The organism is Sphingobacterium sp. CZ-UAM, assembly GCF_002000245.1.
Lineage (GTDB): Bacteria > Bacteroidota > Bacteroidia > Sphingobacteriales > Sphingobacteriaceae > Sphingobacterium.
Window position 1 is genome coordinate 171,688 of the sequence record NZ_MTCM01000003.1, and the last position, 14,727, is coordinate 186,414.

Genomic DNA, 14,727 nt, shown 5'->3' on the forward strand with positions numbered 1-14,727 from the left:
TTTTTGCCAATTCACATTTTACTTTCTACCTTCATTCCATGAAATCTGTTGCGCCATTAAAAATACTTAAAGCTTCGGCCGGTTCCGGAAAAACCTTTAGTCTGACACTACATTATCTAACATTGTTGCTATCCAAGGAAAATAGCTATAAAGAGATATTGGCTGTAACATTTACCAACAAAGCCACCGCAGAGATGAAAGAACGTATTCTCTCTGTGCTCCACGGTTTAGCTATTGGAGACCTTAGTCCCAAAATTGAAGATTTCAGAAAGTTATTATTGCAGCAACAACCCGATTGGACGGCTTATTTGATCCAGGAGAAATCCTACAATGTCTATCGTCGGATCTTACACGACTACAGTCATTTTACCATCAGCACAATCGATGGTTTCTCCCAGAAAGTCATCCGTGCGTTCACCTATGAGCTCAATCTTGATGCAGCCTATAAGATTGAGATGAATGTCAACAAAGTCAAAAATGACCTGACAGTCATGCTCAATCAATTACTAGATGAGCGGCCCGACTTACTAGATTGGATTATTGCCTACGCGGAGAAGAAAATAGCCAAAAATGAGAATTGGAACTATCGCCAGCAATTAATGAATCTGGCCAACCTTATTTTTTCCGAAAATTTCCAGGAGTTTGACAGCTATATTAATTCTGCCAATCCGCGGGAAGTTTTCAACCTCCTAAATCAGGAAATCGAACAAAAAATAAATTCTTTTACAGAAGCACTTTCGCTAACGATCGAAACGTTTAGTGAGACCTTCAAGAGGTTCAATATTCCCGAAAATGAGCTTAAAGGAAAATCACGCAATAAAATTATCGCCGCGAGCAAGACCAATAAAAAAACAGACAAGTTAAGTTCCTCAGAAATTGCCAAAATATTGGACAAATATGTTCAGCTAATAGACAATGAGGAGGCATTTACAGATAGCAGCAAAAATATACGCTACGATCTCCAGTCAGCGCTTGCCCCCATCTTACAGTCTTTTCAGACACTACAAGAGAATTTAGCCGCTTACATTGCCTATCAGGCGGTACAGAACAACCTTTATTACCTACGTCTGCTCAAAGAAATGAGCGACTTATTGACCCAATGGCGAAAAGAAAACAGTGCTCAGTTAATCTCCGATTCACAGATCCTGCTAAATAAACTTGGGATCGATGAGAATAGCGATCCGACATTCATCTGGGAAAAGATCGGTAATCGCTTCAATTATTTTTTATTCGACGAATTTCAGGACACCTCGCGTATCCAATGGAAAAACTACAGCCCCCTATTGATCAATGCACTTGCAGACGCCAATGGTACATTAAGTGAACATCTCATTGTTGGGGATGTAAAACAGAGTATATATCGCTGGCGAAATGGAGATTGGCGCATATTACTCCAACAGGTCGAACAGCAAATTGGCCATGCGTTTAACCTAGATGAACGTACCAAAACCAGTTTTATTAAAAATGGTAGTCTCGACACCAATTTTCGCAGTCTTCCGAATATCATACAGCTAAACAATTATCTTTTTAGCAGTATTCCACAACATTTGCAGCGCATTCTCAATGAAAAGGTGGGTGAAAACCTGGACGAAGACGGGAAACATTGGTGGGCTGCCTCGGGGAATAATAATATGCTTATTAAAGCCTATGAAAATAGTCAACAGGAAATCCCTGTACACAAAAAGGAGAACCTCAACAAATTAGGATCCATCGAAATTTCATACATCCCTGTATCAGATGGACGCTACAGACGAAATCAGGTTATCGAGGAATCGCTTGAACTTTTATGCAAAAAGATAGGGGAATGGTTTCATACCGATCGATATCAGGCTAAACAAATAGGTATCCTCGTTAGGAGTAATGCACAAGCGAAATTGGTTATCCAAAAATTAATGGATTTCAAAAAAGAGGAGAATCTTAGTTTTGAGGTCATCTCAGGAGATGCGCTATCATTGGCTAGCAACGATGCAGTGCTCCTGCTGATAGAAACATTAAAAGCACTCGTATACAATTCGGATAAACATAGTCTACATAAAGCAAAAATGGTTTATCTCTATCAGACTATCCAGAATAATACAGTCAATCAGGCCGCCTGGCTCCTATTTGCTTCCAACGATATTCATGCACTCAAGGATTTTCTTCCCCAAGCATTGATCAGTTCCTGGGAAATTTGGCAGAAACAGCCTCTGGTTCATTTAGTAGAAAAGCTTATCGAAATCTATGGCTTCACAACAGAGCATAACATTCACCTTCCCTACCTGTTGGCGTTCAAGGATATGATTTCGGCTTTTTCAACCAATGGTGAGCGTGGAATTAATCAGTTCCTGGAATTTTGGGAAGAAGATGGCAATCGTGCAGTACTCCCCTCTAACGGAGAAATAAATGCAATCGAGGTTACAACAATACATAAATCAAAAGGACTTGCTTATGATGTTGTCATGCTTCCTTTCTGCTCTTGGGATCTGGATGGGATGATCAATAGTGATTTCTGGATCGACACTCACGATACGCCCTTTGCCCAATTAGGAAAAATCCCCATAAAATATACAACGTCAGTTGGAAAGTCTGTCTTCTTCAAACAGTATTTTGAAGAAATGCTGTTCAATTATATGGATGCACTCAACACCTTCTACGTAGCCACAACACGTGCTATTGAACACCTTTATATTACTGCTCCATCATTTAAAGAGTCTGTGGACAAAAAGACTGGCGAGATTACGGGATATGATATCAAGGATGAATATATAAGCGATATACTCTATCAAGTCTTAGATTCATCTGCTGCTCCGTTTACATTGGAAAATGCCAATATAAAGGTCGATCAAACCATACAGCGAGCTGTACATCAAATCCAACAAAACAATCTCATTTCACTCAACCACTACCCTATTTCCAAACAACTGGAGATGGCTCTGGAAAAATCCAGTACACGCACGATCAATGATATCATGATGCTGGAAAAAGCGGCTCAATATGGAATATTGGCCCATGAAATTATGTCTCAGATCTCTAGAAAAAAAGATATCTCCCGATTGGTCCATCAATTGATTCAGGAAGGTGTACTGTCTAAAGAAGATGAACCTTACTTGCTACAAGAAATCAATCAGATCTGGAACCATCCCGTCATCAATCAGTGGCTATCAGGAAAATATAAAATCTGGAATGAAGCCAGTATCATTACCGCTAAGGGTGAAACTATCCGCCCTGACAAAGTCTTTACTTCTGAAGAAGAGACAATTGTATTGGACTTTAAGTTCACGCAAACGGATTACATTGGCCACAAATATCAGGTTGACAACTATAAGAAAAATTTGGAGAACCTAGGCTACAGCAATGTCAAAGCCTACCTCTATTATGCCAAATCAAATCAATTAATTGAAGTTAAATAAACGATCACGATGCAGACAGCCTTTTTAAAATTAGTAGCAGCGGATATTCAACGGCGTTTTGGAAACGATTTGAGTGAGATTGCCATCGTGTTTAATAATAAACGCCCGATTACATACCTCAAAAAACATCTTGCCGACGTTTATGGACAGGCAATCTGGTCGCCCCAATTTTTTACCATACAGGAATTCTTCAAATTATCAACCAATCATACCGAGGCCAGCCCTTTGGGCCAGTTTTTCCTGCTTTTTAAAATACATAATGAACTTTTGGCCGCAGAGGGTAAAGAGCCTGAAACGTTAGAAGAATTTTATCCTATTGCGGAGATTGTACTGAGCGACTTTGGGCAATTGGACTATGATCTGGTTCCCATCGATCAGATCTATCTCGAACTTTATGATAACACTAAAATTGATATTGCTTTTCAACACCTTACACAAGAACAGCAGGGGTTTATCCGTCAGTTTTGGCAATCCTTTTCCATTGCCGGCCATAGCGGTGTCCAAGAGCGATTTTTACAATTATGGAAAAGACTTCCAATATTATACACGAAATTTAAAGAAACGCTTAAAGCTGGTGGACAGACCAATTACCCAACCATTTACCGTGATCTGGTCGAAGGCAGAGCTGCCCATCAGGACTTTATAGCATCCTTCCAACAGGTTTTGTTTGTTGGTTTCAATGCTTTGAATAAAGCTGAGGCCAAATTATTCCGCAAATGGCAAGAAGAAGGAAAAGCACTCTTTTACTTTGATGCAGATGCTTACTACCTGGAAGACAATATGCAAGAAGCTGGCCTGTTCATTCGTCGGAATATTTTTCAGACCGGGCTTGCTAATGCACTTGGCGACAGTCCAAATATTATCGGTAACAGAACTTCGACAGTCAACTTATATGCAAGCACAGGCAAAATAAGTCAGACAAAGTTGCTATATGACATCCTTGAAAAAAACAACAACAAGGAGCAGACCGCAGCTATTTTGCTAGCCGACGAAAACCTATTGGTTCCTTTACTCCAAAGCCTACCTGATGTTAATCCCAATATTACAACCGGCTACCCGCTAACCCAGTCCCCTATTTACGGTATATTGAACTTATGGATGGAAGTGCATTTAGAAATATCACAGTTAAAGAAAAACAAGATTTCCTATCAAACCCTTGAAACTTTTATTAATCATCCGCTAACACAGGTTTCTGTTGCAGACAAGCTCAAAATTCAGAAAGAGATTGCCGACAAGCAATTATTTGAAATTCCATTGGAACAACTCCATTTCAAAGGTGCGTTACCCCAGTTTTTTGTTCCGATCGGACACCCTTCTCAATTGATCCCGACACTTATCAAGGTTATTGAAGACCTGCTACACAGCATCTCCACACACGAACGCATCCGCCAGATTGACAATAACCTGCTGATAGAAACCAAAAAGACACTCAACCAATTGCTATTGGGTTTTGAGACAGTTTCACCTTTAACCATAAGCTTTCAGATCGGATTGATCAAAAAAGCTATATTGTCAATAAATTCGGCGATAGAAGGAAATCCACTTGAAGGTATCCAGATTATGGGACTTCTGGAAAGCCGATGTTTAAATTTTGACAACGTGTATATTTTAGGGGCAAATGAAGGCGTGCTACCCAAAACATCCAATTCTCCGACTTTTATCCCAAATAGTCTAAGAAGAGCTTACGGGCTTCCGATATTGGAAAATCAAGATGCACTATCAGCTTACTTGTTTTATAGACATTTTCAATATAGTGAAGGTATTCATATTTTCTACAACGGATTAGTAGACGAAAGTTCAACAGGAGAGGAAAGTCGGTTTATCAAACAGCTAGAGTTTGAAAGCAAGTTTAATTTTCAACGGAAAATTCAGCAGCAAACAATCCAGTTCCCCGACAAAACAACAGAGATTGTAATTCAAAAACAGGGCGAGGTTTGGTCAAAGATGTATCAGGACTTTATCCTCGATCAAAAAAGAATATCGGCAACGGCGCTAACAACATACCTACAATCGCCACTGCAATTCTTCCTTAAGCATATTGCTAATATTAAAGAACCACCTTCTATTTCACAGGAGTTTGAGATGAACAAATTGGGAACTGTGATCCACAATGTCATGGAAAAAATATTCCTACCGTTTAAGGATCAGAAAGATTTTACCCCAACGAGCGCCCTACAACAGCAATTCAATCAGATCGAATCATTTGTCATTCGGGAAATAGGCTTTCAGTATCAGGTGGAATTAAATTCTACGAGCGACCTGAATAGTCTACAGCGCATTATGTTAAAGATTGCCTGTGAATATGTCAAGATGTATCTTGAATACGATATAGCGAACTACAAGGCTTTTCGTATCATAGAACTGGAAAACGATACCGACTATACACTTCCCTTCGCGATTGAAGTCAATGGTAAAGAGGAACAGGTTACATTATACGGTATCATTGACCGTGTCGACGAAGTCATCGCACATGATGATCGTATCATCAGCCGAATTGTCGATTATAAAACTGGAGGTGATTCCGTTATATTTAGAGAGATGGATCTGGTTTTTGCCCCCAACACAGAGAACAAAGCCCTTATACAAACACTCTTCTACGCCTACGTATTTGAACAAAAGACTGGCCGGAAGCAACTGGAGCCACACCTATATGTAGCCCGAAAAATGAGAGAAGAAGGAACCCTATTCAATGGAAAAGAAGGTGTATTAACAGCAGACTTTTTGGCTTTCCAAAAAGAAAACTTCGTTAAATTTCTAAGAAGTATACTCAGTGAAATTTTTAATCCTGAAATTCCATTTAGACATAATCCGGAGGCGACAATCTACCCCAGTGACCCTTATACATTATTTTACAGAGAAGCAAGCAAATGGACCGAAGATGAAGAATCGGCTTAGCACAAGTACACCCAGTAGATCAAACAGCTATTGACGATAAAGGGGGCTAAATAGCCCCCTTTATTTTTATCGTTTATTTCTCTTTATAGCATTATTTGCGCGGCGCTTGGCTGTATTTATTTTGTAATGAAACCAATGATCCTTAAAGATCTTTCGCATCGTATTATCGAAGTGTCTTGTTATAAAAAGGTTCCGCGCGCCTTTTAATTTCTCACTGATCGAATTAGCCAATGCCCTTACTGAAATCGAATATCCTTCTGTCTCATATTGTATATAGTGCCACCATCCCGCGGGCATATATAGCGTTTCGCCCGGGTGAATCACCGCTTCATATCCATCTAAATATTCTATCCCCGGAAATTCTTCCAAATTACTATACTTCGGATTAGCGATACTATGGAAGTTATAGGGCAGCTTATACATTAGATCCGATTGATCATTCGGAAAAAGCCAGATCCTTTTAAGTCCCTGAAATTGCGAAATGAACACATGAGACATATCGATATCAAAGTGGTTTCGGGTACTAGACCCCTCACCTCCGAAAAACATAAATGGCAACCACTGCAACACTTTTCCCCCTGTCACATCATTATAAATAACATCCTGCTTCAATTCGGGACGTATCTTGAGCAGATTGAACAGAAATAATCGTAACTCGGTAGGTTCTTTCGTAATCAGATCCAAATATTCGGCAAATGTCATTTGCCCCACTGGAGCACTGGCCGCACGGTCCATTGAATCTTCTTCTTTTCCATAGACATCAATCTTAATATCCCCGGCTATTTCCTTAAAGTAATCATAACTCCATTTCTTCCATGCAGGACTATCAGCACTAATAAAATCTGTTATGACCACAGGAAACCCAGGTTTCAGATAGTTTTTTAAAAAGTCTTCTGATCGAATGCCCGAAATTTTATCAACTTGCTTTAACTTCACGACTGACTAATTTTGCTTAATTACAAACATAAAAAATATTTCTGCCAAATTTTAAAAATAACCACTATACCTTATTCTTAACTGGAGCAAATATTCCGGTACAATTTAACAGAAATATAATTAAAATCTCAATGACATCTGTCACTTTTATTACATTTCCCCTACAACAACCCAGCTCCACCTTACAAACCTGAATTTAACAAACGCAATGAATCTCCCGTTCTAACGGTTCAATTATCTACAAACTGTATGCCTTTATCAAATGCATCGCCGGTTTCTTTATCAACCGCATGGAAATGAAGTGAATATTTTTACAGCTTTGTGCTCGCAGGAATGCTCCATATTATCGTCATTCATGAAATCCTACAAGTATTGAAAGTCAATAAAAAAAGGGTTTATAAAAACCCTTTATATGCTTTAACCTTAAATAGGTTATTATTTATTCACTTTTTTGATATACTCTTCTACAGCCATAGTCATACTTGGTGCTTTTGGTGTAGGTGCAGGAATATCCAAAATCAATCCATGTTCTAAAAGAGCCTGTTGTGTCGATGCACCAAACGCAGCAATACGGGTATTGTTTTGTTTAAAGTCCGGGAAGTTGTCATATAAAGACTGAACACTAGAAGGACTAAAGAATACAATCACATCATAAAATACATCTTTAAGATCACTCAAGTCACTTACCACAGTTCTAAAAAGAACTGCTGGGGTAAACTTATAGCCATTCTGCTGTAACCAATTGCTTGTTTCTTCATTAGCAACATCCGAACAAGGGAATAAGAAGTTTTCTGCCTTATGTTTTTTCAGCACCTCTTCCAGGTCTTTAGCTGTTTGTTTACCAAAGAAAATTTTACGTTTTCTATATTGAATATATTTTTGAAGATAGAGAGCTATGGTCTCTGAGATGCAGAAATATTTCATTTCTGCAGACACTTCAAATCGCATCTCTTCACATATCCTAAAATAATGATCTACAGCATTTCTACTTGTAAATATTACGGCAGTGTGATCTGCTAAATTAACCTTATCCCTACGCACATCTTTGGCAGGAACTCCTTCTACGTGTATAAAACCTCGAAAGTCTAATTTTAACCCGTATTTCTTTGCTAAATCATAATAAGGGGACTTATCGTTTTCAGGTTTTGGTAAAGTCACCAGTACACTTTTTACCTTCTTTGCTCTTTCTACGTCTGAAGTTTGCATATTAACCAGTTTTAGCTCAATAATCTTAACAGTATTAATATTGGTGCTATTTCTAGGCAACAAAGGTACAAAATTAAATAGGAAATTGAAAATTTATACATTGACATAATATGTGCCGCCGTCTTGAGAAATCTATATAGAAAAAGTAAGATAGCCCCCGCAATAGCCATATGTAAGACTACTCCTACCGCACTTAATGGGACCAAGCTCAATATTAACAGCACGGGAAGCATCAAAAAGAGGGTATTAAAATAAATCAGATATAACACCGTCACATATTCTTTTACTAGCTTTCTAATTTCAAAAACAAAAGATAAAAATCGTATGAAACCGATTTTAAAAGCAAATAGTCCACCAACCATACCTATCGTTTTAATATAATTGGGGAAGGTTATAAAGTCGAAGCGGTTCAGTTCATAAGCATAAAATAAACTAACAAACAGCGCCATTGCTCCTGAAAACAATACAAACAGGAAAATAAATGGCCAAGAGGTCAAGATCGTATCTTCCTTACTTACTGACAATAACACGCGATCGTCAAAATAGCCCTGAAAGACCAATTTAATATCCGAAGGAAAAAACACCCGAATTAACCCAACTCCAAATATCAAAAAGAGTGCAGTAAATAATATCCAATTTTCCCGGTGTGGTTTAGGCGTCCCATATTGCCTCGTCAAGGCATTATTACGTTGTTCACCTTTAAAATACTGTTTCACATCATAGTCATACACATTATGAACAGCCAAGCCCTCAGCCCCTACAGTGACTATTCGATATTGCTGCTGAAGCGCTGGATTTAGAGATGCCAAAATTTCTTGATTAGGTGATAAAACCGAATCTTTTAGAACATCTATACTATCCGCTATGGAGAGCGTATCTGGAACAACACGTTGCAATGTCCGTCGTTGTGCACTCACCTGTACAGCCGAAAACACAAAGAGTATTACAAATACAATAAAATATTTAAAGTTATTAACTTTCATTGAAATAAACTGTTTCTTATCGGCGACGAAGAAATCACAGACTGTTTAAATTCGAAACTCTTTTATGGTCGTAAAGTTAGGATAAAAAGTTATATTGCCTTCAAAAATCTTTTATAGAACATGTCAAAAGAAATTGTACGCTGCCAATGGTGCGGATCTGATGAACAGTATGTCAACTATCACGATAAAGAATGGGGACGACAAGTCAAAGACGACAAAACATTATTTGAATTTTTAATACTGGAATCAGCCCAGGCAGGTTTAAGCTGGATTACGATCCTACGTCGGAGATCAGCCTATCAGGAGGCCTTCGCAAATTTTGATGTTGATAAAGTCGCTCTTTATACAGCTGATCATGTAGATGCACTCCTGAAAGATTCCGGTATTATTAAACATCGAAATAAGATCGAATCGACTATTACAAATGCACAGCTGTTCAAAAAAATCCAACTAGAATATGGCAGCTTTTACAATTACCTATATACATTTTTGCCCGAACAGCAACCGTTGATCAACCATTGGCCGAGTTTGCAACATGTTCCTGCAACGACCGAGATTTCTGATAAAATAGCAAAAGATATGAAAAAAAGAGGATTCAAATTTTTTGGTTCCACGATTTGTTATGCTTACATGCAAGCGGTGGGCATGGTCAATGATCACATTGAAACTTGTTCCTTTAAATATTAAACAACATTGTTATAGGATCAAGGGATAAAGATAAGAGACGAACAAGCGCGTAAGTAGATTTTATCCCAGTCCCTTGATCTATTTTTCAGCTGGCAAGTAGACCTAGTAGTACCCAAATTTCTATATCCAGTTCTACCTTTTCATATCTTAACGCAAAAATCTAAATAGGTACATTCTTATAAATATCGGGGAGATTACGGCATAGTCCGTTAAAATCCATACCATACCCCACAACAAATTCCTTACTTATCTCAAACCCAACATAAGTGAGCTCCTCAAAATGGTATTGTAGCGCTTCAGGTTTGACCAGAAGTGCGCAGGCGATAACACTTGCTGGATTTAACCGTTTCACAGCATCCAAGGTGTGCTTCAGCGAATGTCCGGAATCTACGATATCTTCCACGATAATCACATCCCTTCCTTCTAAATCAATACCCAATCCTAAAAGTTCATTCAATTCAGATTGGCCGGTACCTATATAGGAGGCTAATTTAATAAAAGACATCTCACAAGGAACTTCAATTTGTTTGAGCAGATCAGCCATAAACATAAAACAACCGTTCAACACACCTATAAAAACAGGCTGCTTGTGTTCGTATCGTAGACTGATATCTATTCCCATCAAACGAACCCTTTTCTGAATCTGTTCTTCTTCAAAAAGCGGCTCAAAAAGTAATCCGTCAATTTCTATTTTTTTCATTTATTTAAATTTGTCCTTCAATTCTGACTAAGCAATCAGGCTCATTTGCCTCATTGAATAAATCCGATACTCTCGTGCCACTAAATTATTTTCACTTCCATATACCCTGCTTCTCCGAGTTATTATTTCGTAATATCATGCCTTTGTATTTTCAGCCCAAAACATGTGCTCAATAATATGGAGGTATGATTTCTATCCGAAATCGACCGTAACCAACTATTATACTTATATACTTAGGCTACTTCTGTGTTTTTTTAGGATCTTTCGTTGCCTCGGTCTCTGTTTTTTCCTTTTCTTCTTTGTTTCTGCCCAAGATCTTATCAAAAATAGACCGTTTATGCTTCTCCGGTTCCGCGATCTCCTCAGCCTGTTTTTCAGGATGGGACATTTTTTTCATCGTTTTAGGAAGAGAAATACCTTCTAGATTGTTGTCAGCCTCTCCCCCCCCTAAATCATCAAATAGCAATGGATCATCACCCATTTCCAATGTATCTACCGAGTCTACAAAAGCAGGTCTAGCGGCACGAAGATTTGGTTGCAATACGACTTCATAAAAACCATAGGCCGCTGTGGTCGAATCGACACCTATCTGTCCCGTTTTGGTCATGATATGACCATAGATATTAAAATAGCGCAACATATTGCCTTTAAGGTGCCCCGTCCAGTCAAAAAAGTTAAGTCCTTTCTTCGGACGTGGTACGATACTGGACAGAAATATACTTTCTCCAAGACCGAGTTGCGCCGGTGTTTTCCCAAAATAGTAACGGGCGGCCTCAGTAATCCCATAGACATTATTTCCCCACTCGATCACATTGAGATAAACCTCATACATACGTTTTTTACTTACCTGTTGGGAACGCTCCATCAACCATACTAACAAGATCTCTTCCAGCTTCCGAACGACAGTCTTGTTGCGGTTAAGAAATACATTCTTAACAAGCTGCATGGATATTGTACTCGCCCCACGCTTAAACCCTTTTTCTTTGATATTTGTAACAATAGAGAGTTTGAAAGCCTTTTCTTCGAAGCCTTTATGCTTAAAGAAAAAAGGATCTTCGGTATTGATCAGACTAATCTGCATATAGCGGGAAATCTGATCCAATGGAGTAAAATTCGGGTTTTGTGGACCGACTACGATCTCACGCATAGGTTTACCATCCTCATAAGCTGTATAGGTAAAAGGTGTATTCAGCATTCCAATATTCGCTTCTCCCCATTTCACAACTTGCAGGTCCCTATCATCCATTTTAGAAGAAAAGAGAAGCTTATCAGGTCTTTTTAATTCTAAAGCGAAATTTAGATCATATTGAATGTGCCCTTCAACCTGAATACCATTCAGCCCGGGAAATAACCCGGCCGGCATGGCATCAAAAAAGTCCTGTGCTTTGATTTTATCTGTATGGACGGCAAGAAAGAGCTCTTTCTCTGGCTTATGCACATATTTTAGATAAGGAGAAAAAACAAAATCTTTTACCTGTACAGTACTCTCCTTGCCGACCTCTATAGAAGAAGCGCCAATATTCAATGCCCCCTGCATGATTGCCTCAGGAAAAATAACATCTTTACTGGAGATACGCCAATGATTTATCTTCAGGTTTTTAAAGCCCCATTGTCCATGTAATTCCAGCAACTCCTTATTGCGCCGATTGGCCTTGTCCAATCGAAAGGATATCTCATCAAAACTAACAGCGAGACCAAACTTGCGCTGCAATAGTGGAAGATTCACCTCCTTCTTATCCGAAAAAAGTCGTAGATCACATTCCTGATTATCTGAATCTATTGTCCCTGTTAAGTTCCAGGCAGCCTCATGATCATTCAGCAAAAACTTAGATTCCATATCACCGTCATCAATAACAGCAGAAGGTATGACGATACGTTGTGAAGTACTATCATCCTTATAAGAAAGCTCAAGATTTTTAAGATCTAGATCATTCGGGATTTTAAAGAATACGTTCTTTAGTAGCCGGTCCGCCAATGCTGCCAAATTCTGTTTCGGATTATCATTCTCGACTGTATCCTTCTTTTGTTTCTTAAACAGGAAATCATAATTGCTAATGGTATCTTTCTTGACCAAAGACACCGTTGCATTGTCCAGAATAACTTCTCCTAGCTTTACATCGCCAAATAAAAGCGGCCATAGTTTAACGGACACCGTCAGATCATTAATTTGTGCCAGCGGCTCCCTATTTTTAGGTAACAACTGTATATTTTTAAACTGCACCGCATTAATTCCCTGAAAAGCATAATATTGAATTTTCAAGTCCATATCATACTTTTCCAGCAGTTTAGCTTTTGCTTTATTGATGGCCCCCATGAGCATCCCGTCTCTCTTTTGGTAAGCGTAAGTGCCTACCGCGATTACTAAAATCAAGAAAACAGCAAAAGTAATGTAAAGCCATCGCCACTTGCGGGACTTCAGAGATGTTATAAATCGATTGGACATAATTACAATTTCATGCAAATCCATGCATATCAATAGTCAAACTTAGATAAATTTGCCTTTATATACAATTATAATTACCCATAAACGAACCTAAACATCCCTGATCCAAAATTCCAATTAAACTGGAGACAAAATTGTTCAGGATTTCCGAACACCAAAAAAGCAGTTATCATAAAAATGTAAGCACCTCACCTCCATTTGGCCCGTTTTAATAGGATTGACAGCGCTCATTTAACAACTTCGAAGAACTATCCTTCCTCAACACCAAGTGGATATATAACCCCGAATTCCATTAAAAACAAACAAATGACATGAAATTGGTCGGCAATGAGTAGTTTTGTATTCCATGATTTCAAATGAATAATAGATGGTTACCAAAGAACAAATATTAAATGCATTATCCTATGTTGAAGAGCCTGATCTAAAAAAGGATCTTGTAACATTGAATATGATCCAAAATATTCAGATCGAAGACCAAAAAATTGCCTTCGATGTTATATTGACTACCCCCGCTTGTCCCTTAAAGGACCATATAGAACATGCTTGCCGCAACGCCATAGCACATTTTATTGATAAGAATCTTGAAGTCCAGATCAACATGACTTCCAATGTGGTCGGTAAACAAGGGGCTCAAGTCTCAGGAATCAAAAATATCATTTTGGTTTCCTCAGGTAAGGGCGGTGTTGGAAAATCAACGGTCGCTGCAAATTTGGCCCTCGCACTCCATGCAAAAGGAGCAAAAACAGGTCTATTGGATGCCGATATCTATGGCCCATCACTACCGATGATGTTCGGATTGGAAGGAGCCAAACCCGGCTCTGTGGAGATGCCTGACGGCCAGGTTAAAATTGAACCACTTGAAAAATTTGGTTTAAAACTACTTTCAATCGGTTTCTTTACGGATCCCAATCAACCTATTCCATGGCGTGGTCCCATGACCACTTCGGCGATCAAACAACTTTTCAATGATGCCAATTGGGGTGAACTGGATTATCTAGTTGTTGATATGCCACCGGGAACCGGTGACATTCATATCACGGTATCACAGACTTTCCCAATCGCCGGAGCAGTTATTGTCACCACACCCCAGCAGGTAGCGCTGGCAGATGCTGTCAAAGGAATCGGCATGTTTTTAATGGACAGTATCAATATCCCGCTCTTGGGCGTTGTTGAAAATATGGCTTATTTTACACCGGCAGAACTGCCAGATAACAAATACTATATCTTTGGCAAGGGCGGCGGAAAACGTTTGGCTGAAGAATATAAAATACCATTCCTTGGTGAAATACCTTTGCTTAAAGGGATTTCTGATGCCGGAGACAACGGTTTCCCTGTCGCAATAGATCAAGAAGATCCAGTAACAAAATCATTTTTAACGATTGCGGAGAAGGTGGCACAACAACTCTCTATTATCCAAAGTCAGGTTTAAAGATAACAGCTATCGAAACAGACTTGGCGGATTGGTTGAACTCCATTTAAATGGATTAA

Annotated in this window: 9 protein-coding genes; 4 read left to right on the forward strand and 5 right to left on the reverse strand. The window is 38.8% G+C overall.

Going from position 1 to position 14,727, the window contains the following annotated elements; translation table 11 throughout:
* The first annotated feature begins 38 nt into the window (after positions 1 to 38).
* Together BWD42_RS14590 and BWD42_RS14595 are read left to right on the forward strand one after the other, a co-directional pair.
* On the forward strand, positions 39 to 3,389 hold the full coding sequence (locus BWD42_RS14590; RefSeq protein WP_077437137.1) for a UvrD-helicase domain-containing protein: 3,351 nt from the start codon (positions 39 to 41) through the stop codon (positions 3,387 to 3,389).
* 9 nt (positions 3,390 to 3,398) lie between these two features.
* Positions 3,399 to 6,284 carry a PD-(D/E)XK nuclease family protein gene (locus BWD42_RS14595; RefSeq protein WP_077437138.1) on the forward strand — a complete coding sequence of 962 codons (2,886 nt, stop codon included), beginning with the start codon at positions 3,399 to 3,401 and terminating at the stop codon, positions 6,282 to 6,284.
* Positions 6,285 to 6,350: 66 nt separating this feature from the next.
* Here the strand turns inward: BWD42_RS14595 and BWD42_RS14600 are convergent, their stop codons facing one another.
* The 3 genes from BWD42_RS14600 to BWD42_RS14610 all read right to left on the reverse strand — a co-directional run bounded on the left by BWD42_RS14600 (position 6,351) and on the right by BWD42_RS14610 (position 9,409).
* Complete coding sequence (locus BWD42_RS14600; RefSeq protein WP_077437139.1) at positions 6,351 to 7,220, reverse strand: cupin-like domain-containing protein; 870 nt, start codon at positions 7,218 to 7,220, stop codon at positions 6,351 to 6,353.
* Between the two features lie 435 nt (positions 7,221 to 7,655).
* On the reverse strand, positions 7,656 to 8,426 hold the full coding sequence (locus BWD42_RS14605; RefSeq protein ID WP_077437140.1) for a uroporphyrinogen-III synthase: 771 nt from the start codon (positions 8,424 to 8,426) through the stop codon (positions 7,656 to 7,658).
* A gap of 11 nt (positions 8,427 to 8,437) precedes the next feature.
* A complete protein-coding gene (locus tag BWD42_RS14610; protein WP_077437141.1) occupies positions 8,438 to 9,409 on the reverse strand; it encodes a DUF4271 domain-containing protein in 972 nt (323 codons plus the stop codon).
* Between the two features lie 120 nt (positions 9,410 to 9,529).
* On the opposite strand from BWD42_RS14610, the gene BWD42_RS14615 reads away from it, so the two are divergent.
* Entirely contained in the window at positions 9,530 to 10,096 is a 567-nt protein-coding gene (locus tag BWD42_RS14615) for a DNA-3-methyladenine glycosylase I (RefSeq protein ID WP_077437142.1), read from the forward strand.
* A gap of 160 nt (positions 10,097 to 10,256) precedes the next feature.
* Here the strand turns inward: BWD42_RS14615 and BWD42_RS14620 are convergent, their stop codons facing one another.
* The gene (locus tag BWD42_RS14620; protein ID WP_077437143.1) at positions 10,257 to 10,796 is read right to left on the reverse strand and encodes a phosphoribosyltransferase; all 540 of its coding nucleotides are present in this window, start codon (positions 10,794 to 10,796) and stop codon (positions 10,257 to 10,259) included.
* Positions 10,797 to 11,034: 238 nt separating this feature from the next.
* Positions 11,035 to 13,239: a transglycosylase domain-containing protein gene (locus BWD42_RS14625; protein ID WP_077437372.1), complete on the reverse strand. Its 2,205-nt coding sequence runs from the start codon at positions 13,237 to 13,239 to the stop codon at positions 11,035 to 11,037.
* A gap of 367 nt (positions 13,240 to 13,606) precedes the next feature.
* Between BWD42_RS14625 and BWD42_RS14630 the strand changes: the two genes are divergently transcribed.
* Positions 13,607 to 14,668: an Mrp/NBP35 family ATP-binding protein gene (locus BWD42_RS14630; RefSeq protein ID WP_077437144.1), complete on the forward strand. Its 1,062-nt coding sequence runs from the start codon at positions 13,607 to 13,609 to the stop codon at positions 14,666 to 14,668.
* Positions 14,669 to 14,727 lie beyond the last annotated feature (59 nt).